Annotated in this window: 18 protein-coding genes and 1 tRNA gene; 10 read left to right on the forward strand and 9 right to left on the reverse strand. The window is 64.6% G+C overall.

The genetic code is table 11. From position 1 onward, the window contains the following. Position 1: 1 nt before the first annotated feature. From NT151_06445 to NT151_06475, 7 genes are all read right to left on the reverse strand, one after another. Positions 2–1,549, reverse strand: coding sequence for an Rne/Rng family ribonuclease (locus NT151_06445; protein ID MCX6538559.1), 1,548 nt, complete (start codon positions 1,547–1,549; stop codon positions 2–4). Then, positions 1,546–2,649, reverse strand: coding sequence for a rod shape-determining protein RodA (rodA, locus tag NT151_06450; protein ID MCX6538560.1), 1,104 nt, complete (start codon positions 2,647–2,649; stop codon positions 1,546–1,548). Before rodA ends, NT151_06445 begins: the two co-directional genes overlap by 4 nt. Positions 2,650–2,669: 20 nt before the next feature. Continuing rightward, positions 2,670–4,568, reverse strand: coding sequence for a penicillin-binding protein 2 (gene mrdA, locus NT151_06455; protein MCX6538561.1), 1,899 nt, complete (start codon positions 4,566–4,568; stop codon positions 2,670–2,672). A gap of 6 nt (positions 4,569–4,574) precedes the next feature. After that, positions 4,575–5,096: a rod shape-determining protein MreD gene (gene mreD / locus NT151_06460; protein ID MCX6538562.1), complete on the reverse strand. Its 522-nt coding sequence runs from the start codon at positions 5,094–5,096 to the stop codon at positions 4,575–4,577. Further along, positions 5,093–5,938: a rod shape-determining protein MreC gene (locus tag NT151_06465; protein MCX6538563.1), complete on the reverse strand. Its 846-nt coding sequence runs from the start codon at positions 5,936–5,938 to the stop codon at positions 5,093–5,095. The genes mreD and NT151_06465 overlap by 4 nt, the downstream gene beginning before the upstream one ends. 69 nt (positions 5,939–6,007) lie before the next feature. After that, entirely contained in the window at positions 6,008–7,018 is a 1,011-nt protein-coding gene (locus NT151_06470) for a rod shape-determining protein (GenBank protein MCX6538564.1), read from the reverse strand. Positions 7,019–7,038: 20 nt separating this feature from the next. Next, complete coding sequence (locus NT151_06475) at positions 7,039–8,121, reverse strand: sensor domain-containing diguanylate cyclase (GenBank protein ID MCX6538565.1); 1,083 nt, start codon at positions 8,119–8,121, stop codon at positions 7,039–7,041. A 157-nt stretch (positions 8,122–8,278) separates the two neighbouring features. Between NT151_06475 and NT151_06480 the strand changes: the two genes are divergently transcribed. The 7 genes from NT151_06480 (at position 8,279) to NT151_06510 (ending at position 17,567) form a co-directional block, all read left to right on the forward strand. After that, positions 8,279–9,991: a sodium:solute symporter family protein gene (locus NT151_06480; protein MCX6538566.1), complete on the forward strand. Its 1,713-nt coding sequence runs from the start codon at positions 8,279–8,281 to the stop codon at positions 9,989–9,991. Positions 9,992–9,999: 8 nt separating this feature from the next. Further along, positions 10,000–10,224: a hypothetical protein gene (locus tag NT151_06485; GenBank protein MCX6538567.1), complete on the forward strand. Its 225-nt coding sequence runs from the start codon at positions 10,000–10,002 to the stop codon at positions 10,222–10,224. Then, complete coding sequence (locus tag NT151_06490; protein MCX6538568.1) at positions 10,221–11,651, forward strand: L-fucose/L-arabinose isomerase family protein; 1,431 nt, start codon at positions 10,221–10,223, stop codon at positions 11,649–11,651. The genes NT151_06485 and NT151_06490 overlap by 4 nt, the downstream gene beginning before the upstream one ends. A gap of 296 nt (positions 11,652–11,947) precedes the next feature. After that, a complete protein-coding gene (locus NT151_06495; GenBank protein ID MCX6538569.1) occupies positions 11,948–13,531 on the forward strand; it encodes a ribulokinase in 1,584 nt (527 codons plus the stop codon). Between the two features lie 2 nt (positions 13,532–13,533). Then, entirely contained in the window at positions 13,534–14,226 is a 693-nt protein-coding gene (gene araD, locus NT151_06500) for an L-ribulose-5-phosphate 4-epimerase AraD (GenBank protein MCX6538570.1), read from the forward strand. A gap of 150 nt (positions 14,227–14,376) precedes the next feature. Beyond that, positions 14,377–16,299 carry a SurA N-terminal domain-containing protein gene (locus tag NT151_06505; protein ID MCX6538571.1) on the forward strand — a complete coding sequence of 641 codons (1,923 nt, stop codon included), beginning with the start codon at positions 14,377–14,379 and terminating at the stop codon, positions 16,297–16,299. Between the two features lie 356 nt (positions 16,300–16,655). Then, positions 16,656–17,567, forward strand: a complete 912-nt coding sequence (locus tag NT151_06510) for an NmrA family NAD(P)-binding protein (protein MCX6538572.1) — start codon at positions 16,656–16,658, stop codon at positions 17,565–17,567. 234 nt (positions 17,568–17,801) lie between these two features. On the opposite strand, the gene sppA is transcribed toward NT151_06510, so the two are convergent. Beyond that, complete coding sequence (gene sppA, locus NT151_06515) at positions 17,802–19,568, reverse strand: signal peptide peptidase SppA (protein ID MCX6538573.1); 1,767 nt, start codon at positions 19,566–19,568, stop codon at positions 17,802–17,804. A gap of 256 nt (positions 19,569–19,824) precedes the next feature. On the opposite strand from sppA, the gene NT151_06520 reads away from it, so the two are divergent. Together NT151_06520 and NT151_06525 are read left to right on the forward strand one after the other, a co-directional pair. Beyond that, on the forward strand, positions 19,825–20,958 hold the full coding sequence (locus tag NT151_06520) for a PP2C family protein-serine/threonine phosphatase (protein ID MCX6538574.1): 1,134 nt from the start codon (positions 19,825–19,827) through the stop codon (positions 20,956–20,958). Positions 20,959–21,676: 718 nt separating this feature from the next. Beyond that, positions 21,677–25,048 (forward strand): DUF4981 domain-containing protein, encoded by a 3,372-nt coding sequence (locus tag NT151_06525; GenBank protein MCX6538575.1) that lies wholly within the window; start codon positions 21,677–21,679, stop codon positions 25,046–25,048. Between the two features lie 185 nt (positions 25,049–25,233). On the opposite strand, the gene NT151_06530 is transcribed toward NT151_06525, so the two are convergent. Further along, positions 25,234–25,440, reverse strand: a complete 207-nt coding sequence (locus NT151_06530) for a hypothetical protein (protein MCX6538576.1) — start codon at positions 25,438–25,440, stop codon at positions 25,234–25,236. A gap of 154 nt (positions 25,441–25,594) precedes the next feature. On the opposite strand from NT151_06530, the gene NT151_06535 reads away from it, so the two are divergent. Beyond that, positions 25,595–25,681 (forward strand) — tRNA-Leu (locus NT151_06535). Positions 25,682–26,438 lie beyond the last annotated feature (757 nt).

A 26,438-nucleotide genomic window follows, 5' to 3' on the forward strand; every position in this document is an offset into this window, starting at 1 on the left:
ATCAAATCGCCATCACGTCAAACTGCTCGTGATGCAGGTGGAGGTCGGGCTTGATCGACACGGTCTTGCCGAGCGTGTCCTGCAACTCGCGCAGCACTGCGGACTCCTCCTCCCGGAGGGCCTTGGCGATCTCCGGATTGACCCGCAGCACCAGCCCCGGACCGTCCAGTTCGGCGCCGACCTTCCGCACCTCATCGAGGATCTCGTAGCAGATCGTCGCGGCAGACTTGATCACGCCGGTGCCCGAGCAATAGGGACACGGATCGGTCATGACGCGTTCGAGGCTCTGTTTGACCCGCTTGCGCGTGATGATGATCAACCCGAAATCCGACACCTGCACGGCCTTCGACGGCGACCGGTCGCGCCGCAACTCCTGGTCGAGCGCCTGCGCCACTTTCGTGCGGTTCTTGCGCTCCTCCATGTCGATGAAGTCGAGCACGATGATACCGCCCAGATCGCGCAACCGAACCTGCCGGACAATCTCTTTCACCGCGTCCAGGTTCGTCTTGACGATCGTGTCCTCGAGCCGATCGTTGCGCTTGCCGACGAATCGACCCGTGTTGACGTCAATCGCCACGAGCGCTTCCGTCTGATTGATGACGATGTAGCCGCCTGATTTCAGCCAGACCTTGCTGCGCAGCGCCTTGTCGATTTCTGACTGGACGCCGTATTCCTCGAAGATCGGAAAGTCCTTCGTGTAGTGTTTGACGCGCCCGGCCAGCGCCGGCATGAAGCGCTGCACCTGTTCCTTGACGTTCTGGAACTCGGCGGGGTCGTCGACCCGGATGGCGGAGTACTCGTCGGTCAGCAGGTCGCGAACCAGCTTCGACACGAGCCCCTGCTCCCGGTACACCACCGCCGGACAGCGAGACGAGTCGACGCGCTGACGGATTTCGCCCCAGATCCGCTGGAAGTACACCAGATCGTTCGTCAGATCCTCCTGCGGGCGGCCGGCGGCCGCCGTGCGGATAATCACGCCACCAGTGAAGCCTTCCTTCTCGCGGAACTGCTTGACGATGCCCCGCACGCGCGACCGCTCGTCGCGCGACTCGATCTTGCGCGACACGCCGATATGGTCGACGGTCGGCATGAACACGAGAAACCGTCCCGCCATGGTCGCGTGCGAGGTGAGCCGTGCGCCCTTGGTGCCAAGCGGCTCCTTGACGATCTGGACCAGAATCTCCTGCCCTTGCTTGAGCAGGGTCTCGATCTTCGGCGTCTCGCCGCGCTCATGCTCCTTGCCCTGGTCGCCCCCGCCATCCTCGCGAGCCCCCTCGTCTCCGTCTTCGGCGTCGACGCCGAGGCGCTCGAAGGCCTCCATGGTGTCGACGACGTCGGACACGTACAGAAAGCCATCGCGCTCGAGACCGATGTCCACGAACGCCGACTGCATGCCGGGAAGCACCTTCGACACACGGCCCTTGTAAATGTTGCCGACGACCCCGCGCTGTCGTTCGCGTTCGACCGACACTTCCATAACCTGGTCGTCCTCGAGAATGGCCACCATGGTCTGATGGCCGTTCGAGGTGATGATCATTTCCTTGTTCACGAGTTGGTAAACCTCCGCATCCTCACATTGAGGATGAGCCCGAAGCCGGCAAGCGTCGCGATCAGGGACGAGCCGCCGTAGCTCATGAGCGGCAGCGTGAGTCCCTTGACCGGCGCGAGTCCCGCCGACATCGAAATGTTGTAGAGCACCTGGAACGTGAAGCTCGACAGTACACCCACGACGAGATAGGTACCCAGGCGGTCGTTGGCGAGCCTGGCCGTCTCGATCGACCGTACGACGATGAAGAGGTACAGGCCGAGGACAGCCAGCACGCCGACAAAGCCGTGCTCCTCCGCCAGCACCGAGAAAATGAAGTCATTGTGGCGCGCCGGCAGGAAGCTGAGCTGTCCCTGCGTACCTTTTCGGAAGCCCTGCCCCCACAGCCCGCCGGCGCCCACGGTGATCTGTGCCTGGATCTGTTGATAGCCCTTCCCGCGGGGATCACGCCACGGGTCGAGGAACGTCACGACGCGCGCCTTCTGATAGTCCTTGAGCGCGTAGTTCCAGACGATGGGCGCGGTGACAATCGCCAATGCCAGCAGCACGCCTGCCACGCGCAGCCGCATGCCGGCGACATACGCGATGCCCAACAGCACCGACACCAGCGTGACCGGCGTGCCGAAATCGGGCTGCGCCCAGATGAGCAGCAGCGGCACCGCCGTCATCACTCCGCCCACCACCAGGTTGCCGGTGGACGGGATTCGCTTCTGGTTGGCCGCGAACAGCCTGGCCAGCAGGAGCGCCACCACAATCTTGGCGAACTCGGACGGCTGGAGATTGAACAGCGGCAGCGGAATCCAGCGTCGGCCGCCGCCCCGCACGACGCCAAAGATGAGCACGTAGACCAGGAACCCAAGCAGAATCGCGTAGATCACCTGCGCGCGATCGGCCAGTGACCGATAGTCGACACTCAGGCAGATGACAAGGGCGACCGTCCCGATCAGGATGGCGTAGATCTGCACGAGAAACAGGCGCGCCATGGCCGCGCGCGCCGCGTCGCCTGTCGTGCTGTAGATCATCAGCACGCCAATGACGCACAGCGCGTACACGGCCGCCACGAGCGGCCAATCCAGATGCCGGTAGAAACGCCGATCGAACATTACTGGCCGATGGCCTCCCTCTAGTGCGGACGATCCTGCCCGGCGACACCAGGTGCCGCGGCCTTGATCGGCGGCGGTTCGGGCGGAGCCAGCACCGGCAGCGGCCGCCCCGCCTTTTTTGCGAAATAGGTTTCGATGATGTGCCGGGCCAGCGGCGCCGCGTTCGACCCGTGCCCCGCGTGCTCGGCGAACACGACGCCCGCCACCTCGGGGTTGTCCTTGGGCGCGAAGAACGCAAACCACCCGTGATCGCGCAGGTCCATGTCGGTTCGGCCTGCGGCCTGCTTCCCGCCCTGCAGCGAAATCACCTGCGCCGTGCCGGTCTTGCCGGCGACATCGTAGCCGACCAGGCGCGCCCGTCCGCCCGTCCCGGCGCCGTTGACGACCAGAAACAGCCCGTCGTGCAGCGCCGCCACGGTCTCCGGTTTCAACACCTGGCCGACGACGGCGTCTGCGGCGGGTGGCGTCTTCCATCCAGAACCGTCATTGACGGCGCGCACCAATCGCGGCGTGAGCCGGGTACCGCCGTTCGCCACCGAGGCGTACGTCAAGGCCAGCGACATCGGCGTCACCGACACCTGGCCCTGTCCGATAGCGACCGAAATCGTCTCGCCCGAATACCAGCGCTCGCCGGTATGCGCTCGCTTCCACGCGCTCGACGGCACGAGGCTCTCGGCTTCGTTCGGCAGGTCGATCCCGGTCTTGCCCGTCAGGCCGAGGGCCTCCGCCCACTTGTGGATCTTGTCGATGCCCACCATATTGCCGACGGTGTAGAAGTACACGTTGCACGACTGCTCGATGGCGTGGCGCAGATCGACGGTGCCGTGCCCGCTCTTCACACTGCACTGAAAGAACCGGTCAAAGAACGTCGCTCCACCGTGGCACGTCACCTTGAAATCCGGCGTGATGATGCCTTCCTCGAGCGCCGCGGTCGCGACCACGACCTTGAAGGTCGAGCCCGGCGAGTAGCGGCCCTGTGTGGCGCGATTCTGCAGCGGCCGGAGTCGATCGGTATTGAGCCGCTTCCAGGTGGCCGGGTCGATCCCGGCCGCGAAGACATTCGGATCGTAGGACGGCACGCTGGCGAGCGCCAGAACCTCCCCGTTTCTCGGATCGAGCACGACGGCCGCTCCCGCGTATCCGGACACGCGGAAGGCGTCCTCGGCCGCCTGCTGCAGGTCGTAATCGATGGTCAGTTGAATCCGACGCCCCTCGGCCGCAGGCGCTTCGGCCAGCGTCGTGATCTCGCGGCCCACGTTGTTCACCATCACCCGCCGCTCGCCGTCGGTGCCCATCAACAGCTTGTTGTAGGCCTTCTCGACACCAGACTGCCCCACCATCGATCCGCTGCGCAACCCTTCAGACGCCATCTGCGCTTCACTGATTTCGCCCACGTACCCCAGCAGGTGAGCGGCAAGCCCGCCGGACGGGTACCGCCTGGTCGGCACGCGCTGGACGACAACCCCGGGCAATTCGAAGTCCAGCCGCCGCGCCAGCACGGCTGACACCTGCGCCAGCGAGGCGTCCTCGATGACGACGATGGGCTGGTAGCGCGGTGTGCTCATGTGCCGCGCGACCGTGTCTCGCACCCGCGACTCGGCAACCCCGGTGGCGGCGGCCAGCAACTGCATGGTCTGATCGAGATTCTTGCTGTGCTCGCGGAGAATCGAGATCACGTAAGCATCGCGGTTCTCGACCAGCACGCGACCGCTGCGATCGAACAGGATCCCACGCGGTGCGCGCAGCGCCATGCGCCGCTCGGTATTGGCCTCCGCCATCTCCCGGTACATCTGGTTGTGCAGCACCTGGATGTACCAGAAGCTCACGCACAGCGCGGCGAAGCACACACTGACCGCCACCGAGAACACGGTGAGTCGCAGAGCCGTTCGACGCCGGCCATCGGCCGTTCCGGTCACCATAATACGTCAGTGAAACCGCACCTTCCGGCGACGCTCGCGCCGGTTCCGCCAGCGTTCGGGCAGGCCCGGCAGGGTCTCGACGAGACCGAAGAGCACGATGCCCACGACTGCGTTGACCAGGGCCCGCACCGTCAGGTCCAGGTACGGCTGGTCGAACTGGCGCAGGCCGAGCAGTTGATAGAGCCCCATGAACACCGCGCCGTGCACCACTGTTGCGCCGGCAAATAACAGGAACCGCGGGATCGTCTGCGTCACGATGAACTGCGTCCCGATGTAACCCGCCAGGAATCCCGCCAGGCTCAACGCCATCCCGCCAATGCCCATCACGCCGCCGACCAGCCCATCCTGCGCCAACCCGGCCAGCGTGCCGCCGAGCAATCCGGCAACCCGGCCGTAGAGGAGCGCCGTGGTGACCACCGCCACCAGGACCAGATCGACCGGCAGACGAAACGACCCCGTCATCCGAGCCAGCACGCTCTGCAGCATGAGCGCGATCACCACGGCCGCGATGGTGCGCACGGCCTTCATTGTCTGACCTGCGCGTCTGCCGGCGGACGCACCGGCGCTGGCTGGGGCGCCGGCTCGACGACGATCAGCACGGATTCGAGGCTCGTGAAATCCACGGCCGGCCGCAGAATCACGATCCGGCCGACCCGCTCGACGTACCCGACCACGATCCCCTTCTGATAGACACCGTCGACACCGGCCGTCACCACCTGATTGCCCCGCTGCACAACGGCGGAAGACGCCAGGTAGTCGAGCCTCAGCGTGCCATCGCCGTTCCCGAGCACCACGCACTGTGCCCGGGACGGTTCCACGATCACGGCCGCCGCCGCACTCTTGTCCACGATGAGCTGCACGGTCGCCGCGTGCGCGCTGGGCCACACCACGCGTCCGACCAGCCCCGCCGGCGTGATCACCGGCATGTCACGACGCAGCCCGGCATCGCTGCCGCGATCAATCACGATCGACCGGAACTCAGGCGACACGCTGCCGCCGATGACGTCGGCCCCGGTCGTCTTCCACGTGACACGGGCGCGCAGGTCCAGCAGCGCCCGCAGACGCTCCACGGTCTGCGACGCGGCCCGCTCCTGCTGAAGCTGCACGCGCAGATCCGCCAACTCCTGGCTCAGCCGCTGGTTGTCCGCCCGGACACCCCACAACGCGACATAGCCGTCCCAGACGGCCTGCCCGGCGCCGACAACGGCCCAGGCGCCCCGCTGCGTTTCGGTGAGTCCGGACGCCAGCGCCGCCTGCAGCAGCGACACGCCGGATCGCGTACTGACCTGCGTCGAGATGAGCAGGATATGACCCACCATGACCGCTATAAACAGATAGCGGACGCGGTGGCGGGTGTCGGGAAGGGCCATCTATCGCCGCCCGCGGTACCGACGGCGCCCGAGCCACGCTCGGCCGGGCGCCTCGGGCCAATCGTCGTGTCAGTCGATGGAGATCTTGCGCAGCAGGTTGAAATCCGAGAGCATCTTGCCGGCGCCCAGCACGACGGACGCCAGCGGATCCTCAGCCATCGCCACCGGCAGTCCGGTCTGCTCGCGGAGCCGCTTGTCGAGGTTCTTGAGCATCGACCCGCCCCCGGTCATCACGACACCGCGATCGACGATGTCGGCCGAGAGTTCCGGCGGGGTCCGCTCGAGCGCCACGCGCACGGCGTCGATGATCACGTTGACCGTCTCGGCCAGCGCCTCGCGCACCTCTTCGTCGCTGATGGTAATGGTCTTCGGCACGCCCTCGATCAGGTGCCGGCCTTTGATCTCCATCGTCAAACGCTCTTCGAGGGGGAAGGCCGATCCGATCTCCATCTTGATCTGTTCGGCCGTCCGCTCCCCGATGAGCAGGTTATAGTTCCGCTTGATGTACTGAATGATGGCCTCGTCCATCTCGTTGCCGGCCACGCGCACCGCCTTGCTGTAGACGATTCCAGCCAGCGAGATGACGGCGATGTCGGTGGTGCCGCCGCCGATATCGACGATCATGTTGCCGGTCGGTTCGGTGATGGGCATGCCCGCGCCGATGGCCGCCGCCATCGCTTCCTCGACCAGATGCACTTCGCTGGCCTTCGCGCGGTACGCGCTGTCCTTGACGGCGCGCTTCTCCACCTGGGTGATCTCGGACGGCACTCCGATGACGATCCGGGGTCTGACCCACATGGCGCCGTTGTGCGCCTTCTTGATGAAGTAGGTCAGCATCTTCTCGGTCACTTCGAAGTCCGCGATCACGCCATCCTTCATCGGTTTGATCGCCACGATGTTGCCGGGCGTCCGGCCCAGCATGTCCTTGGCCTCGCGGCCGACGGCTTCGACCTTACCGTTGATCTTGTTGATGGCCACAATCGAGGGCTCGTTCACCACGATCCCGCGGCCGCGCGCGTAGACGCACGTGTTGGCCGTGCCCAGATCAATGGCGAGGTCGCTCGAAAACAACGACAACAGGGAACGAAACGCCAACGCTCTCACTCCTTGCGGCCTTCCTCGTTCTGCGAGGCCAGGCGAATACCGTTCTTGCCGTTCTCCTTGACGCGGTACATGGCGAGATCCGCGGCATGGAGCAAATCCTCGGGGGTGGTCGCATCACCCGGCAGCGTCGCGATGCCGACCGACGCCGTCAGCCGCACACTGAGCTGGTGCGCCGCCAGGAACGCGTACGAGGCCAGCCGCTGGCCCACGCGCCTGGCGACGACCACCGCGCCGGGACTCGCCGTCTCGGGCAGCACCACCACGAATTCGTCACCGCCATAGCGGGCGACCACATCGCTCTCGCGCGCGCACCCGCGGATCACCATCGCCGCCTCGACCAGCGTCCGGCTCCCGAGCAGATGGCCGTGCCGGTCGTTCACCATCTTGAAGCCATCCAGATCGATGAACAGCACCGACAGCGTGCGGCCGTACCGGCCCGCCCGCTTCGTCTCGCGGATCAAGGCCTCCTTGAGGTACCGCGAGTTGTACAGCTCGGTCAGGTCATCGGTCACCGACAGCGCCTCGACCCGCTGAATCCGCTGCGCCTGGTCGATGGCCACCGCAACCGGCTCGAGGACCTGCTGCAGCAGTGGCAGAACCCCCGCCCCGAATCGTGGAACCAGGCGGCTGGCGGTCCGATCGAGGCCAACCAACGCGCCAATGGTCCGTCCCCGAGCCAGAAGTGGAAACCCGATGACCGTCGCCACCACCGGCTGATTCACGCGCGGATCGGAACTCAGATCGCGCGTGAAGAACTCCTCGCCATGGTCGGTGATCCACGCGCCCACGGTGTGGAACGCCGCCAGTGAGCCATCGTCTGCATCGGTCGACGCCACAAGGGACACCGACCCGGGCCCCTCGTTGAGGACGACGCCCCAGATGGGCGCCGGCATCCACCGGCTGACGCGCTCGATCAACACCTGGGCCGCCGTCGCCGGGCGATTCTCGCCGTGCGAGGCGCGCACCACCTCGACGAGCGTGTCGTTTCGTCGCAGACACGCGCGCAGATCTGGCTGTACACGCCAAAGCCGATTCGACAGATCGGACGCCGCGGCGCCCGCTTTCCGAACGGTCTTCACCGGTGACACTCGAGGGACCGCCAATCGATGAAGCGGGCCGGCCCGCTAAGTTCCTCAGTCCTCAGCAAATATAGCACAGCGCCAGCCCCTGGCACCTCCAGATCCAACCGGCTGGATAGTCACCATTTTAGGGGTCTGGCAGGATAGAATCTGCCGCATGAGAACGCTCGCCTCAATGCTGCCACCGGTTCCCGACCGTCTGCTGGCGCTGGCACCGGTCGATATGGCGATTATCGCGCTGTATTTCGCCGCGGTGATCGCGATCGGGTTCTACCTGAAGCGGTACACGAAGACGGGAGACGACTTCTTCCTCGCGGGCCGCGAAATGACCGCGTGGGTCGCCGGCCTGAGTTTTCTGGCCGCCAACCTCGGCGCGCTCGAGTTGATGGGCTGGGCCGCGGCCGCGTATCAGTACGGCATTCTCGCGACGCACTGGTACTGGATTGGCGCGATCCCCGCGATGCTGTTTCTCGGCCTCGTGATGATGCCGTTCTACTACATCTCGAAGACGCACTCGGTGCCGGGGTATCTCAAGCTGCGCTTCGGCGAGCCGTCCCGCGCGCTGTCGGCCGTGTCGTTCGCGCTCATGACGGTGTTGATGAGCGGCATCAACATGTACTCGATGGCGCTGGTGATGAAGGTCGTCCTCGGCTGGGACATTAACTTCAGCATCTGGGTGTCATCGCTGACGGTGGCGCTCTATGTCTGCCTGGGCGGATTGTTCTCGGCCATCTTCAACGAGGTGTTGCAGTTCGTGCTGATCTGGCTCGGCGCGCTGCTCATCCCGATCCTGGGCATGGTGGAAACAGGCGGATGGAACGGCATGGTCACCCGCATCTCCCAGAACTTCCCCGGCCAGGACTACACCCACATGTGGCGCACGATGGGATCGTTTACCGACAATCCGATGGGCATCCACTGGACCGGCATCGTGCTCGGCTTGGGGTGGGTGATCTCGTTCGGCTACTGGACGACGGATTTCCTCGTCGTGCAGCGCGTGCTTGCCGCCAAAGACTTGCGCTCAGCCAGGATGGCGCCGATCATCGGCGCCGGCTTCAAGATGATGGTGCCGTTGATTGTCATCCTCCCGGGCCTGCTCGGCCTCGCGCTGCTGCCGATGAAGCTGACGGGCGAGGCGCAGGCGATCGCCAGCGGCGGCCACAGCTACAACGAAGTGCTGCCGCTGATGCTGGCCCGGTACTGCGGGCCGGGCCTGCTGGGCCTCGGCATCACGGCGCTCATCGCGGGGTTCATGTCGGGCATGGCCGGCAACGTCAGCGCGTTCGCGACGGTGTGGACCTACGACCTTTACAGGGCGCTGATCCGCAAAGACGCCAGTGACGCCCACTACGTCTCGATGGGCCGATGGTGCACCATCCTGGGCGTGCTGGTGAGCATCGGCACCGCGTACCTGGTGATGCAGTTCTTGAGCATCATGGACTACGTGCAGGCGCTGTTCTCGTTTTTCGTCGCGCCCCTGTTCGGCACGGTACTGCTCGGCATGCTGTGGAAACGCGCGACGCCTGCCGGAGGATTCTGGGGGCTGCTGACCGGCACGCTGTCGTCGATCGGCATGTGGGCCTGGGTGAAGCTGGATCCGAGCGCGCTCCACTACATTGCGTTCTCGAGCAACGCCAGGGACATGGCCGAGAACATGTACCGCGCGCTGTGGTCGTGGATCGTGTGCGTCGTGGTGACCGTGGTGGTGAGCCTGGCGACGCGACCGAAACCGGAGGCCGAGCTGAACGGGCTGGTTTACGGCTGCACGACGGTTCCCCATGACCGCGACCTGCCGCTCATCAAGCGCCCGGGATTCTGGGCGGTTGTCGTGGGCATCGTGTTCGTCCTGCTCAACATCATCTTCTGGTAGGAGGCGTCATGCGTGAAGGACATGGACGGCTGTCGATCTGGTTTTTCGTGGGCCTCCTGTTGTTCGCTTACGGTCTGCTGATTCTGGGCGTCAGTCTCTACGAGCTCTACGTGCCGCCGGCGCGGGAGGTGGTGCTGGGCGAATTGCACATGGGCATCTGGTGGGGGGCGCTGCTGGTTGGACTCGGGTCGCTGTATACCCACTTCTACCATCCCCGGAGGTATCGCTCATGAGCGCAGCCGCACACACTCGCCCCATGCTCGGCATCATCGTCGGCAACCGCGGATTCTTTCCCGATCACCTCGCCAGGACCGGCCGCGAAGACATGCTGGCCGCCCTCGAACGGGCCGGCATCTCCGCCACGGTCCTCGGGCCAGACGACTCGAAGCACGGCGCGGTGGAGACCTACGAAGAAGCCAAGCGCTGTGCGGCGCTGTTCGCGTCGCACCGCGATGACATCGACGGCATCATCGTCACGCTACCGAACTTCGGGGACGAACGGGCGGTGGCCGACACGCTTCGGCTGGCCGGCTTGCGCGTGCCCGTGCTGGTGCAGGCGACGCCGGATTCGGCCGGCCGGATGCTCATCGCCGACCGGCGCGACAGCTTCTGCGGCAAGATGTCGGCCTGCAACAACCTGACGCAGTACGGCATTCCCTACTCGCTGACGACGCTGCATACCGAGTCGCCCGAGTCGGAGACCTTCCGGCGGGACCTCGAGTGGTTCGCCGGCGTCTGCCGCGTCGTGCGCGGGATGCGGAACCTGCGCGTCGGCGCGATTGGCGCGAGGCCAGCGGCATTCAACACCGTGCGCTACAGCGAGAAACTGCTCGAAGCGAGCGGCATCACGGTGGAAACGGTCGACCTGTCGGAAATCCTCGGCCGGGTGGATCGGCTGAAGGAAGATGATCCGATGGCGCAGGCCAAGCTCGGTGCCATCACCGCCTACGTGCCGGTCTTCGACACACCGAGGGCCGCGCTCATCAAGATGGCCAAGCTCGGCGCCGTCATCGACGGATGGATGAAGGAGACCGGCGTCTCGGCAAGCGCCTTCCAGTGCTGGACGGCGCTCGAGACGTACTTCGGGGTGGTGCCGTGCACGGTGATGAGCATGATGAGCAACGAGCTGATGTCGAGCGCGTGCGAGGTCGACATCTGCGGCACGATCGCCATGCACGCGCTCCGGCTCGCCTCCGGCACGCCGAGTGCGCTGCTCGACTGGAACAACAACTACGGCGAGGATCCCGACAAGGCCGTCTGCTTCCATTGCAGCAACCTGCCGAGGACGTTTTTCACGGAAGCGCGGATGGATTACCAGGCCATCATCGCGGGCACGGTCGGCAAAGAGAACACGTTCGGCACGTGCGTCGGCCGCGTCAAGAGCGGGCCGATGACCTTCGCGCGCGTCTCGACAGACGACCGCGCGGGCAGAGTGTGCGGCTACGTCGGCGAGGGCGCATTCACCGACGATCCGCTCACGACGTTCGGTGGCGCCGGCGTCGTGCACATCCCGCGGATGCAGCAGTTGCTGCGATTCATCTGCGAACGCGGCTTCGAGCACCACGTTGCGGCCAACCTCTCCTCGACCGCGGCCATCGTGCACGAAGCGGCCACGAAGTACCTGGGCTGGGAGATGTACTGGCACGGGGTTGGGGATTAGGGGTTAGGGATTGGGGATTCGGGGTTCGGGAGCAACCCGCACCGGCGCACAGTCGTGCCGACGGGAGGACGGCTTCCGGAGCGGCCCCTCGAACCAAGCCGACAGCGAAGTCCTGAGCGAAGTCGAAGGGCGGCAGTCTGCAAAACGTGCCGTGAGGGCCAAGACAGGCGTGGGGATGGGGGTCCCCACGCGACATCGGCGACACACCCCGGCAAGGCGCGTTTTGCCGGCTTGCGTGAGCGGGGACGCGGAGGAACCGTCCTCCCGCCGCGAGGATCAGGGTTAGGAGTAACACTGTGACCGTTGTCGCCGGCGTGGATTTCGGCACGTTGAGTGTCCGCGTCTCGATCTTCGACGATACGCGCGGACGGCTCGGGGCGGGCACAGCCGACTACCCGCTCCAGCGGAGCAAGGACGATCCGAACCTCGGCACGCAGAAGCACGACGACCAGATGCGCGCCCTCGAAGCGGCCACGGGTCGCGCCATCGAAGAGGCGGGGATCGACGGCCACACGATCGCGGCCATCGCCTTCGATACGACCGGGTCGAGTGTCGTGCCGGTCGGCGAGGGTCTGGTGCCGCTCGACCAGTATTACCTGTGGTGCGATCACCGGGCGTGGCAGGAGGCCGGCGAGATCACCGCCACCGCCCACGAGAAGAAGCTGCCTGCCATCGACTGGTGCGGCGGCGTCTATTCATCCGAATGGGGATTCTCGAAGCTCCTGCACTGGCTCCGCCACAATCCCTCGAAGCGTACGAGCTTTGTCACCGCGCTCGAGCACTGCGACATGGTGGCCGCAACGCTCTGCGGCATCACGGACCCGGACGCCCTGCCGCGCAGTGTCTGCGCGATGGGTCACAAGTGGATGTGGAACCCGGCCTGGGGCGGCCTGCCCGATGAGGAATTCCTCACCGCCGTGGATCCGCTCCTCGCTGGCGTGCGAGCCAAGATCCGCGGTCGATTCAGTACGTCCGACCAGATCGCGGGCCGTCTGACTCCAGCCTGGGCCGCCCGGCTGGGCCTCGCGGCCGGCACGCCGGTCCCGGTCGGCGCCTTCGACGCCCACTGGGATGCCATCGGCGCCGGCGTCAGGCTTGGCGATGTGGTCAATGTGATCGGCACGTCGACCTGCATCATCGCGATAAGCGAACAGGCGGACCTGATTCCGGGAGTGTGCGGCGTCGTGCCTGGATCGGTTCATCCGAACTACACGGGCATCGAAGCTGGATTGTCGGCGACTGGTGACATCTTCGAAGCGATCGCGCGGCGCGCCGGCACGACCGTGACGGACCTGTCACAACATCTCGGCGCGTACCGCGCCGGCCAGACCGGTCTGCTTCGCCTGACGTGGGACAACGGCGACCGCACGGTGCTCGTCAACCCGGAACTGGGCGGCATCACGCTCGGCTGGAACCTGACCCACACGGCGACAGACGAGCTCTTTGCGGCCATTGAAGGCACGGCGTTCCACACGCGTGTCATTTTCGAACGCATGGAGCAGCACGGCGTCCCGATCCGCCGGATCATCAATGCGGGAGGCATTCCCCGCAAGAACCCGGCGCTCAATCAGATCTACGCGAACCTGCTCGGCAAGCCCATTCTGGTGCCGACACGGGAATCCACGAGTCTGGGCGCGGCGATTTTCGCCTTCATGGCCGCCGGCGCGTTCAAGACGATCGAGGAAGCGCAGGACCGGTTGTGTCCGTCCTACGACGTGATCGAGCCGCAATCCAGCGCCGTCGACACGTACAACCAGATGTATCCTCTGTACCGGGATCTCTACTTCGCGCTCGGCCGGCGTGGTGCCGATGCGGTGCCACTCGGGCACGTGCTGCCGAGATTGCGAGAGATCGCGGCACAGGCGAGGGCCACACGATGAAACTGCGTCGGCTGCGCGACGAGGTCTGCGACGCCAACCTCGAACTGGTCCGGCGCGGACTGGTGATGGAGGCGTTCGGCAACGCCAGCGGCATCGACCGCCCATCGGGGCTGGTCGTGATCAAGCCCAGCGGCGTCGACTACGCGCGACTCACGCCGGCCAGGCTGGTCGTCACTGACCTCGACGGCCGCGTGATCGAGGGCACATTGCGGCCATCCTCCGATCTGCCCACCCACCTGGTGTTGTACCGGGCGTTCCCCGGTGTCGGTGGCATCGTCCACACGCACTCGAGAATGGCGACCGCCTGGGCGCAGGCCGGTCGCGAGGTGCCTTGCCTGGGGACGACGCACGCCGACTACTTCCCCGGCCCGATCCCGATCACGTTGCCGATGACGCCACGCGAGATTCGCCAGGCGTACGAAGTCAACACCGGGCACGTGATCGTCCGCCGCTTCGCCCGGCTGGATCCGCAAGAGGTTCCGGCGGTCCTCGTGCACGGCCACGGCCCGTTCTGCTGGGGGCCGTCCGCCAGTTCGGCGGTCCACACGGCGTGTGTCGTCGAAACGCTGGCCCACCTGGCCTACGGCACGTTGTCCCTGAATCCCAACGCGCGAGCCATCTCGTCTGCGCTCCTCCAGAAGCACTTTTCCCGGAAGCACGGCCCCGAGGCCTACTACGGACAGGCGAAGGACTGATCAGGGATTGGGGATTAGGGATTGGGGATTGGCTAATCCCTAACCGCTAACCCCTAATCCCTAACTGACCGGGGATTCGCTAAGTGCTTGCAGACGCTTCGACCTGGACGATACACTTAGAAGTTCTACTTCCTGGAATGGATTAGCACTATGACGATGCTCGATCGCATGCGGCGTCACAAGGGCTGGCTCAAGTGGAGCCTGGCCCTGGTGTGTCTTACCTTTGTGGTGTTCTATATCCCCAGTTTCCTGGGCAACGGCGACGGCACCTCTTCCAATGACGAAGTGGCGCGGGTGGATGGCACCAGCATCAACGTCTCGGAGTTCCGCCGGGCGTACCAGAGCCAGGTCGCGGCGTACCGCCAGGCCTACGGTGCCGGCATCAGCGAACAATTGCTGAAGCAGCTCGGATTCGAGCAGCAGGTGCTGCAGCAGTTGATCAACGAGCGCGCGATGGTAGCCGAAGCCGGACGCCTCGGCATCACCGTGACCGATGAGGAAGTGGGCCAGCGCATCGTGTCGATGCCGGAGTTCCAGGAAAACGGCAGGTTCGTCGGCGAGCAGCGCTACCAGATCACGCTCAGGAACGCCCGTCCGCCCCTCTCCCCGCCCGAATTCGAGGCGAGCCTCAAGCGCCAGTTGCTCATCCAGAAGCTGCAGGCCGTGGTGACCGACTGGGTGAGCGTGACCAACACCGAAGCCGACGCGGAGTATCAGCGCCGCAACGAGAAGGTCAAAGTGCAGCTCGTGCACATCTCCGCCGATACGTTCCGCGCCCAGGCGACGGCGACCGACGCCGAGATCGCGGCCGCCTTCGAGAAGAACAAAGAGAAGTACCGCATCGGTGAGCGCCGGAAGGTGAAGTACCTGCTGATCGATCTCGATGCCCAGCGCAAGGGCGTCATAGTGCCCTCGCGCGAGGTGGAGCGGTTCTACAACAACAACATCGAGACATTCTCGACGCCGGAGCAGGTGCGCGCGAGCCACATCCTCCTCAAGAGCGAAGGCAAGGACGAGAAGGCCGTGCGGGCCGAGGCGGAGAAAGTACTGGCCGAAGCCAAGAAACCGAACGCCGATTTCGCGGCGCTGGCCAAGAAGTACTCCGAGGACGAGCCGACCGCCAAGCAGGGCGGCGACCTCGACTACTTCGCAAAAGGCCGGATAGGCCCGGAATTCGACGAGGTCGCGTTCGCGCTCGCGCCCGGCACGATGAGCAACGTGGTGAAGACCAGCGTCGGTTTCCAGATCATCAAGGTCGTGGACAAGAAGGCGGCCACCACCCGAACGCTCGAGCAGGTGCGGGCGCAGATCACCGAGCAACTGGCGATGGAAAAGGCGCAGAAGGCCGCTGATGGCCTGGCCGATCAGCTGGCGAAGGAACTGAAGACGCCGCCGGATCTCGACAAGGTCGCGGCGTCGCGCGGATGGAAGGTCCAGGAGACCGGGTTCTTCACGCGTGAAGAGCCGCTGCTCAGCCTCGGCGGATCGCCGCAGGTGTCGGCCGAAATCTTCCAGCTTGGCAACAACGAAGTCAGCGGCGCCTTGCGAGTGGGCCGCGGGTACGCGTTTGCGGCGGTCTCGGGTCGCGAAGATCCACGAATCCCCACGCTCGACGAGGTGAAGGACAAGGCCCGCGACGATGTGATCAAGGAGAAGGCGAGCAAGCTGGCGTCTGAGAAGGCGGCTACGCTGGCGGCGGCCCTCAAAACGGCGATCGATTTCGTGGCAGCCGCCAAGAAGGCCGGGATCGAGGCCAAGACGAGCGATCTCGTCGCGCGCGGCACCGCGCTGCCGGATGTGGGCATGAACGCCACGGTGGAGAAGGCCGCGTTTTCACAGGCCATCGGCGCCGTGAGTGATCCGATTGCGACACTGGATGGCACGACGATCCTGAAGGTCATCGAGCGGAAGGACATCGCCCCGAGCGAAGCCGCAGGCGCGCGGGAGTCGATCAAACAGGATCTGCTCGGCCAGCGGCGCAATCAGTTCTTCAACGCCTACATGATAAAGGCGCGCCAGAAGATGAAGATCCAGATGAACCGCGAGGCCCTCGATAGGTCGACCGGCGCGTAAGCGAACGCACGGCTTCTTCAAACCCTGGAGGTTGACGTGCTGAGTCCTTCGGTGCACAAACACGGCCACGCACTTGTGCCCTCAGGACTCAGTGCTGAGGGAGCAACTGCGGCCCATGCGCTCGAAAACGAGACGCGGCCGCACTTGCGACTCGAAGCGCTGAGGCAGGCCACGAAGGCGACACAGTTGGTGGTGGCTGTGTGCGCCACGCTGGTGATGACAGCAGGAACACTTGGCGCCGAGCGCCACACCCAGTCTTACCAGCAGCTACGACCCGTGGGTGCGCGCGGCTCGACCCCCCACGCGGATCTGTGCCCAACTTGTATCGACGCTGTTCTTTCTCTAATATCGGAATCATGAATGACTCGACCATCGTTGTGGCGGGAGCTGCTGGTAATCTCGGCGGACGCATCGCGAGAGCTTTGCTCGAACGGGGAGCCAGCGTAAGAGCGCTTGTTCGCCACGGCACTGCGCGAGACAAGATTGAGCGACTGCAGGAGCTCGGCGTAGCGATTGCCAGTGTCGACTTGAGCAGCGCTTCCGAAGTGACACCGGCATGCTCGGGTGCGTCCTGCGTGGTGTCCGCGCTGCAGGGATTACGGGACGTGATCGTAGAGACGCAAACGGTTCTGCTCGACGCTGCGATCAAGGCTGACGTGCCACGTTTCATTCCGTCCGACTACTCGATCGATTTCACCAGGTTTCCACCCGGAGAGAATCGCAATCTCGATCTGCGCCGAGACTTCCACAAGCGCCTGGATAAGACGTCGATTTCAGCGACCACGATCTACAACGGTGCGTTTGCCGATATGCTGACCGGTCAGATGCCGCTCATTCTCTTCAAACTGAAGCGCGTCCTCTATTGGGGGAATGCGGACCAGCGCATGGACTTCACGACGATGGACGACACGGCCGCCTTCACGGCGAGCGCGGCTCTTGATCCGTCCACTCCTCGCATTCTACGAATCGCTGGCGATCAACTCAGCGCCCGGGAGCTGACAGCGGTCGTGAGTGAGGTGACCGGAAAGAAGTTCCGCCTGTTCCGCGCCGGAGGTCTGGGCATGCTCGGCACGCTTATCAAGGTCGCGCGCACGATCGCTCCCGGAGAGAAGGAACTTTACCCGGCATGGCAGGGCATGCAGTACATGCGTAACATGTTCGACGGCCGGGCAAAGCTAGAGCCGCTCGACAACGATCGCTATCCCAACATGCGTTGGACGACTGTGCGGGATGTGCTCTCAGCGCGTCAAGTGAGGCGCCCATCGTGAGTGCTGTTGCCATCTTTCGCCGGGCATGATCTAACGTCAGGGTGAAGCGCAACACGGAACTTGAAGCCGAGCTGGTGGCGAAGTACGCCGTGATCGCGCCTGCGTTCAGGCATGCCATACCACGTCCCCCTTGCATAAGGTCAGCACGTAGCCATCAGCACCTGGCGATCTCCACGCGTCGTGTCGCGATGTGCGCGCGCCACATCCTGGAGGCGCTCTGGCTCCGTCGTCGTCCTACTGCATGTAGCCCATGGGCATGAGCGCGAGTGGCTCGCCCCGGCGGAACAGACGAAGTGGGGCCGTCAAGGCCGCGATGGCTTTCCGATCCGTGAATCCCAGCAGCGCGGCCACCTCCGCGCGTCCGTCCACTCCCCCGCCGAACGACTCGCTCAGCACATCAAAGAGGCTTCTGCGCGGCGGATAGGTGACGAGTTCGACATTCTGGGATGGCTCGATCTTCGCGCGCTCCTTGGCCACGGCAATCGCACGGTCGAGTCCGCCGAGCACATCCACCAGGCCCAGGTGTTTCGCCTGCCGCCCGGTCCAGACACGGCCCTGCGCGATCGCATCGACGGCCTCGGGCTTCATCTTGCGCGACTCGGCAACCTTCTCGACGAACTGGTCGTAGAACGCCTGAAGCTGTTCTTCCAGCTTCTGGCGTTCCGACTCATTGAACGGGCGGACCGGCGAGTTCATCTCGGCGTTCTTGCCCCGGCTGATGGCCTCGATGTTTATCCCGAGTTTCTCGTACGTGCCGCCGGTCACAATCTTGCCCCCGTAGATGCCGATCGAACCGGTGAGCGTCCCGGGCTGCGCCACGATGTCGGGCGCCGCCATCGCGATGTAGTAGCCGCCTGATGCCGCCAGATCAGACATCGACGCGACCACCGGGCAGGGATGGGTCCCCGTGCGTGCGAGCATCAGTTCCCGCCAGATGACGTCGGAGGCGATCGTTGAACCGCCGGGACTATCGATCCGCAACACGATTGCTCGAATCGAACTATCCTTGCGCGCCTTGCGGATATATTCGACGATCGTGTCGGAGCCGACCACGGGGCCGTTGAGGGGGTCGTAACCACTCCGGCCGGAATTAATGAGGCCGATCGCGTAGATGACCGCGATGCGGGGCCCCTTGCCCAGGCCGACCGATTCCAGGCTGACCTTGCTGTAGGCATCGGCCTCGAGGCGCGAGAAGGTCTTCGTCTTCGACAGCTTCACCTTCTCCTCGATCTGGTCCTCGTACGCCACCTCGTCCACCAGGCCGGCGTGCAAGGCGTTTTCCGGAAGGTACGGCCCTTCGTCGATGAGCGCCCTCACGTCTTCGGGCCGCTTTTTCCGGCTCTCGGCCACGGCCTGCACGAGCTGCTCGAAGAAGTCGTTGTTGAGCGATTCTTCCATCTCGCGGTGCGCCGGCGTAAAGGTCTTCTCGGTGAGCTGATTGGGCGCCGTCTTGTAGTCGCCGATGTGGTAGAAGTCGGCCGTGGCGCCGATCTTGTCGAGCGTCCCGCGCAGGAAGAGCGCGTAGCTGGCGAGGCCGCTCAAGTCGAGCGGGCTGGCCGGCGCCAGAAAGACGCGATCACACCCGGTCGCGACGTAGTACTCGCGCGTGCCGCCGTATTCGAGGAAGCCAATGGCCTGTTTGCCCGACTTCCTGAAGTCCAGGATCGCGTCGCGCACTTCCTGCAGCTTGGCCCAGTAGGCCGAGGTGAGGTTGCCCGGCCTGATGATGACGCTCGAGATCCGGGTGTCGACCTTCGCTTTGCGGAGGTTGTCCACGAGACCGCGCACCGTCGGCCGCTTCGTTGAGACAAGATTTCCAAACACGTTGTCGGAGGTAATCTCGTCGAGGTCGCCCTCGACTCGCAGCGTGAGCACAGAATTGCTGACGACGGTCGGCTCCCGGCCGACCAGCATCAGCATCAGGAGCATGCCGCCCACCGAGATGGTGATGCCCAGAATCAGGATCGTAAGTACCAAGCCAACGCCGCGCCGAATTGCCACCGACGGCCTCCTTCCCACCAAAATTGCGAGTATAGCACTTGCCCCAATGGCTCCCGGCCGGGGCCCCCGACGCGGCACCCGCGTTGGGGTGGCGGGCACAGCCGCGGGCCGGTCGACAGGATGCGCCTTCAGCCGAAACCCTGTCGCAGCGGTGAACTTGCGGGCGCCGGTGTCCGTCAATACTGACTGAAGGCAACGAATGGACCGTTCCGGCGACGCGAAGGCCCGACCGCCGCGAGGATAGACGAGAAGACTCATGCAGACCACCGCACCAGGCGCGCCAGACGACCCCAGGCTCTGGGACCAGTTGAAGCAGGATTTCCGGGGTTTTGGAGACGATGTCCGGAGTGGCGGATTCTGGGCGGCGATTCGTCGCACGTTCGACGATCTGGAATCGTTTTATCTGTCTGACGAGTACCGCCTGCGCCTGCAGGAGATGTCGCGGGTCAAGCGGTTCTTCGTCCGGCTCTGGTGGCTGCTGAAATCGCTGTTCCTCAAGTTGACGCCGGCGCGGCGTGTGCTGCTCATCTTCGCGCTGTGCATTCTGTCGTTTCGCGCGAGCACTTCGACTCAAGGCAGTCATGGCGGCGCGAGTATCGATACTCCCGTGCTGGGCGCCGGCCTGCTGCTCCTGCTGCTGATGCTGGAACTCAAAGACAAACTGGTCGCCCGGCACGAACTGGCTGCGGGCCGTGCCGTGCAGCGGGCATTGATGCCGGAGGGCAACCCGACGGTGGCGGGTTGGGATGTGTGGCTCTACACCATGCCGGCCAATGATGTCGGCGGCGACCTGGTGGATCACCTCGAGGTCGAGCCGGGCCGGCACGCCCTGGCGTTGGCCGACGTGGCCGGCAAGGCCCTGCCGGCCGCGTTGCTGATGGCCAAGGTCCAGTCCACGCTGCGCGCGTTGGCAACCGTTGCGACGTCGCTGACCGACCTGGCGTCACGCGTCAATGCGATTCTCTGCCGCGACGGCCTGCCCAACCGGTTCGTGACGCTGGTGTATCTCGATGTGCACGCCGACAGCGGCCGGATCACGCTGGTCAATGCCGGGCACATGCCGCCAATTGTCGTGACCCCAGCCGGATTCCACGACCTGCCTCGCGGCAATATGGCCATGGGGTTGATGCCGCGGACCTCGTTTGAGGAGCAGCAGGTCGAGCTCCAGCCTGGCGAGATGCTCGTAGTCTACTCGGATGGTCTGACCGACGCGATGAATGCCAGCGGCGACTTCTATGGCGACGAGCGTCTGAGGGCGTTGATGCCCGGACTCTCGGCGCTCACGGCGGCCGATGCCGGCGCGCGCCTGCTCTCGTCGGTCAACGCCTTCATTAACAACGCCCGTCCGTACGACGACATCTCGCTCGTCATTCTCAAGCGCATGGCCTGAAACGTTCCGCGTCGGAGGCGACCGGCGATCCCAGCGGGTGCGAGGCGACGCGCCGTTTCGCTCCGCGTCCCCGCTCACGCAAGCCGGCAAAACGTGCCCTGTTCGAGTCCGCCGCACGTGACGTGGCGATTCGCTCCGCGTCCCCGCTCACACAAGCCGGCAAAACGTGCCCTGTTCGAGTCCGCCGCACGTGACGTGGCGATTCGCTCCGCGTCCCCGCTCACGCAAGCCGGCAAAACGTGCCCTGTTCGAGTCCGCCGCACGTGACGTGGCGATTCGCTCCGCGTCCCCGCTCACGCAAGCCGGCAAAACACGTTTCCGGCCGGAGGCGGGCCGCTCGACGCCGGCTGCCGCTCCGCGGTCGAAAACGCCGGCTGATCCCTTTGGCCTGCAACGCGTTTTGCAGACTGCCGCCCTTCGACTTCGCTCAGGACTTCGCTGTCGGCTTGGTTCGAGGGGCCGCTTCGCGAATCGTCCCGTCACCTGTGCGCCGCAGGGGCGCAAGGAGCAGGGATTGGAGGCTGGGTCTTTCGCACTGGAGGCCGGGTCTTCCGCCTTCGCGTAGAGCTTCGGCGGACCGCCGTAGCCTTGGCGGAGGCGGTCAGACCCGGCACTCAGGCGTCGGCGGCGGCCCCCCTTGGCACGCCGAAGCCGCAGGCGAAGGCGGCCGTGCCCGCCCTGTGAACATGGGGTAAGATCCGCCCGCGGAGGCTGATATATGAAGCAAGCTGTGCGCACGGCGACATGGAGCGTGGTGGTCGTGGTGTTGATGGCGGCGGCGTGGTGGCGGCCGACGCCATCGGCGCAAACCGCTTCCCCTCCCGAGTGGCAGGATCCCGTCGTCGTGGGCGTCAATCGCGAGGCGCCGCACGCCACGTTTACGATCTATCCCAACGAACCGTCCGCCCTCATCAACGCCCGATCCGCGACGCCGTTCTATCAGTCGCTCAACGGACCGTGGAAATTCCACTGGGTTCCGAAGCCGGCCGATCGCCCCGTCGACTTCTATAAGGTCGACTTCGACGACAAGGCGTGGAAGACCATCCGCGTGCCGTCCGACTGGCAACTCGAAGGCCACGACGTCCCGATCTACACCAACATCACGTATCCATGGGGCAAGGTCGATCCGCCGCTGATCCCGGTCGATAATAATCCGGTCGGATCGTATCGCCGACATTTCACCCTGCCGGCCGCCTGGGCCGGGCGGCGGGTGTTCGTCAATTTCGATGGCGTGGCCTCGGCGTTCTACCTGTGGGTGAATGGCCAGCGCGTCGGCTACAGCGAGGACAGCCGAACGCCGGCCGAGTTCGACATCACGAAATCTGTGAAATCCGGCGACAACTTGATCACCGTCGAGGTCTATCGCTGGTGCGACGGGTCGTATCTCGAAGACCAGGACTTCTGGCGGTTGAGCGGCATCTTCAGGGACGTCACACTCTGGTCGGTCGACACGGTCCACATCCGCGACGTCGAGGTGCGCGCCGACCTTGATGCCGACCTGCGCGACGGTCGCGTGGGCGTGAAGGCCGATATCCAGAACACCGCCACCAGCCCCCGGTCCTTCGCGATGCGCGCGACGCTGCTCGGTGTGCGCAATGCCAGGATTGCCGAAGAGACTGTGACGCTCAACGGCGTCGATGCCGGAAAGTCCTCATCGTCTTCGATCACCCTGGTCGTGCCGGCCCCGCAGAAATGGTCTGCTGAATCGCCCACGCTTTATACGCTGCTCGTGACGCTGCTCGACGACAAGGCGCGCCCGATCGAGGTGATTCCCCAGCGCGTCGGCTTCCGCAAGGTCGAAATGAAGGATGGCCAGTTCCTGCTCAATGGCCGCGCCATCCTCTTCAAAGGCGTCAACCGGCACGAGCACGATCCCGACACGGGCCAGTACGTCACCATCGAGCAGATGCTGCGCGACATCCGCCTGATGAAGCGGAACAACATCAACGCCGTGCGAACGTCGCACTATCCGAACACGCCGGCCTGGTACGATCTCTGCGACACCTATGGGATCTACGTCGTAGACGAGGCCAACATCGAGTCGCACGGCATGGGCTACGAGCCGACGAAAACGCTCGGCAACAACCCGGCGTGGAAGGCCGCGCATCTTGATCGCACGATGCGAATGGTGGAACGCGACAAGAACCACCCGTCAATCGTCATCTGGTCGCTGGGCAACGAAGCGGGCGACGGCGTCAACTTCGAAGCCACGAGCGCCTGGATCCATCAGCGCGACACGAGCCGGCCGGTTCAGTACGAGCGTGCCGGACAGCGCCCGCATACCGATCTCGTTGTGCCGATGTACACGCCGCCGGCAGGCCTGTCAAAATACGTGGCGACGCCGCAGTCTCGACCCATGGTGCTGTGCGAGTACGCCCACGCAATGGGCAACAGTACAGGCAACTTCCGCGAGTACTGGGACCTCTTCTACAGCCAGCGCCAGCTCCAGGGCGGGTTCATCTGGGACTGGGTCGATCAGGGCGTCCGGACGAGGATTCCCGCATCTGGCACGCGCCAGGATCATCCCGAACGCACGTTGCTCGGCGGCCCGGAATTCGTCAAAGGTTTCCGTCAAGTCGATCGCAAGGATACCTATCTGGCGTTTGGCGGCGACTTCGGCCCGGTGGACGTGCCGTCGGATTTCAACTTCTGCATGAACGGCCTGGTCAACGCCGACCGCGTCCCGCATCCCGGACTGCTGGTCGTCAAGAAGAATTATCAGTACCTCCAGATGCGTCCCGTCAATCTCGATCAGTTCATCATCGAATTCGCCAACTGGTACGACTTCACGAATCTGGACGCTGTGCTGACGGGAAGATGGGAGGTCAGAGGCGACGGCCTGATGGTCGCCAGTGGCGCGATTGCGCCGCTCAAGCTGGCACCACGGGAGAAGCGCGAGGTGACGCTGCCGATTCCGGCGATCACACTGCAGCCTGGCGTTGAGTACTTCCTGGATCTGTCGTTCCGGCTGAAGCAGCCGACAGCGTGGGGCGGCAAGGCCGGCGACGAGATGGCGTACGAGCAGTTCAAGCTGCCGATCGCGAAGCCGATCGCGAAGCCAGCCGCGCCGCCGGCAGCGGCATCCGTGGCTCTCGCCGCGCCGCTGACCGTCACCGACGGCGCCGATACGCTCGTCATCGAGGGGCGCACCTCAAAGGTCGCGTTCGACAAGAAGTCGGGCGTGCTGTCGTCGCTCGTCTATGGCGGCGTCGAACTCATCAAGCAGGGGCTTCGGCCCGATTTCTGGCGCGCGTGGACCGACAACGATCGCGGGGCGAAGCTGCAAACCAAGCTCGATGTATGGCGGCAGGCCAGTGGTTCGTGGGAGACCAAACCGGCGACGGCAGCAGAGGATTTCCCTGGCCGCACGCCGGTGGGCGCGAAGTCGTCGACACTCGACAAGGCGCCGGAACGAGCGTCGTGGGTCGTTGAGTCGGTGACCGTGACAAAGGCCTCTCCCGGCGTCGTCCGCGTGGACGTGAAGGCCACGATCCCGGTCGTCTCGTCACGCTACGCCGTGTCCTACACCATTCACTCCTCAGGAGACATCATCGTCGACGCCTCCTTTACGCCGGGCAGGAGCGATCTGCCGATGCTGCCCCGCTTCGGCATGCAGATGGTCATGCCGGCAGGGTTCGAGCAGGTCACGTGGCTCGGGCCTGGACCCGAGGAAACTTACAGTGATCGCAACGAAGCGCGTGTGGGGCTGTATCGCGGCACCGTGGACCAGCAGTGGACCGACTACTCAAAGCCGCAGGAGAACGGGAACAAGGCTGACGTGCGCTGGATCGCCGTGTCGAATCAGCAAGGCATCGGGCTGCTCGCGGTGGGCATGCCGCTTCTGAGCGCCGCGGCTCGTCATTACTCCCACGAAGACATGTGGAACGCCAAGCACACCTACGAGATGACGAAGCGGGCCGAGACGTACGTGAGCCTTGATTTCAAACAGATGGGTGTGGGCGGCGACAACAGCTGGGGCGCGCTGCCCCATCCACCCTATCAGCTGCCGGCGCAGGCGTACAGCTATCGATTCCGGCTGCGGCCGTTCTCGACGGTCGATGGCCTCCCGGCGAAGCTGGCGCGGAAGTAGGGTTTGGGGGTTGGGGATTGGGGATTCTGGACCAGGGATTCGGGGTTCGGGATTTGGGATTCCCGCCTTCGCCGGCTGCCGGCAATACCGGCTTCGGCGTGGCGGGCGGGTTCGGAATTCGGGAGATCAGCGTGACAGCGGGCTCCCCTGGGATCGCCGGGCTCCAGCCCGGCCCGTGTCGCCGCCTACGGCGTGATCGGCCAGGGTTTTTCCCACGAACGTAGCGGCCGCCGTCGCGCGATGAGCGGAACGTCCTGCCGTTGCAGTTCGAGCAGGATGCGCACCTTCTCCTTGAGCGGCAGGCGTGCCTGCGCCCGATGCCACTCGGCTTTTGCGTCAAACAGGCGCTGGACGACGGCGTCGCGAACGGCGTTCTCGTGGTTATGCGCCATCGAGTATCTCCGTTGAGAGGCCGTGACGGGTAAGGAGATCCCGCAGCCGGTTGATCGCGGAGAAAACGTCTTCGAGTGAGCTCATGGTCTACGGAGGTATTGTAGCGGCAAGCTTCGGCTGCTATACTTTTTGTTCCTGCCTGTCTCTTCGTGTGCGGAAGTGGCGGAACTGGCAGACGCGCAAGCCTCAGGAGCTTGTTGCCGCAAGGCAGTGGAGGTTCAAATCCTCTCTTCCGCACCAGCCTTCGCTCACCCTCAGCTTGCACCATCCTCGGGTGAGCTTCGGCTGGCAAGCCCAGTACTCGCGAAGGCTGTCCGCCATAGCAACGCGCCTGCGACGCCGTAGCTCGAAGAGCGAAGGCGCGAGGAGTCCTTCGCGCCGCAGCTCTACTGGGTGAGGTGTCTGCTGGACCCGGCGATGCCTCGACTGTCCGAAGAGAGAGTCCAGAATCCAGCTCTCTGCGTTATCGGCGGAGTTATCGGCACGACCCGATCGAGCGCCGATAACGATTCAATAGACACAACGGGTTGCAGCAGTCGATTGGGCACCTATTGGGTCTTTCCCGGGTTCCACCCAAATCGCCTGGCCGAACGGCGACCCAGCCTGCCGCTCGGGTCACACCACCAGGCTCGCCCCTCGGCGGCATGGCCGTCCGCATCGCACGCGCGACTGGGGTAGCGGAAGATCCTCGACCGGACAATGCCTTTGACAACATATGTCTTTGAGTGCATACTCCGGACGTGACTTGGACAGCTGATTTCCATGACGACTTCGTCGCCGAGTATCACGCCTTGCCCAGGGACGTCCAAGACGAGTTGTTGGCGTGCGTCACCTTGCTTGAACAGTTCGGCCCATTGCTAACGAGGCCATGCCTCAGACCTTCGAGCATGTCTGGAGCGGAGGGTCTCGTCGCACGGTCTGAGGCAGGCCTCGTTAGAGAATTAGGGGAGCTCCCAGGCACCGGGAGGGGTTGATTCCTCCGCCGAAGTATTAGACC

Source organism: Acidobacteriota bacterium (genome assembly GCA_026393675.1).
GTDB lineage: Bacteria > Acidobacteriota > Vicinamibacteria > Vicinamibacterales > JAKQTR01 > JBAXOX01.

Bases quoted from the DNA above. Each gene is read 5' to 3' on its own strand.
- NT151_06480 (MCX6538566.1), top strand. From the start codon at position 8,279: ATGAGAACGCTCGCCTCAATGCTGCCACCGGTTCCCGACCGTCTGCTG.
- NT151_06465 (MCX6538563.1), bottom strand. From the start codon at position 5,938: ATGGCCCTTCCCGACACCCGCCACCGCGTCCGCTATCTGTTTATAGCG.
- mreD (MCX6538562.1), bottom strand. From the start codon at position 5,096: ATGAAGGCCGTGCGCACCATCGCGGCCGTGGTGATCGCGCTCATGCTG.
- NT151_06520 (MCX6538574.1), top strand. From the start codon at position 19,825: ATGCAGACCACCGCACCAGGCGCGCCAGACGACCCCAGGCTCTGGGAC.
- mrdA (MCX6538561.1), bottom strand. From the start codon at position 4,568: ATGGTGACCGGAACGGCCGATGGCCGGCGTCGAACGGCTCTGCGACTC.
- rodA (MCX6538560.1), bottom strand. From the start codon at position 2,649: ATGTTCGATCGGCGTTTCTACCGGCATCTGGATTGGCCGCTCGTGGCG.
- NT151_06505 (MCX6538571.1), top strand. From the start codon at position 14,377: ATGACGATGCTCGATCGCATGCGGCGTCACAAGGGCTGGCTCAAGTGG.
- NT151_06510 (MCX6538572.1), top strand. From the start codon at position 16,656: ATGAATGACTCGACCATCGTTGTGGCGGGAGCTGCTGGTAATCTCGGC.
- NT151_06530 (MCX6538576.1), bottom strand. From the start codon at position 25,440: ATGGCGCATAACCACGAGAACGCCGTTCGCGACGCCGTCGTCCAGCGC.
- NT151_06490 (MCX6538568.1), top strand. From the start codon at position 10,221: ATGAGCGCAGCCGCACACACTCGCCCCATGCTCGGCATCATCGTCGGC.
- NT151_06525 (MCX6538575.1), top strand. From the start codon at position 21,677: ATGAAGCAAGCTGTGCGCACGGCGACATGGAGCGTGGTGGTCGTGGTG.
- NT151_06485 (MCX6538567.1), top strand. From the start codon at position 10,000: ATGCGTGAAGGACATGGACGGCTGTCGATCTGGTTTTTCGTGGGCCTC.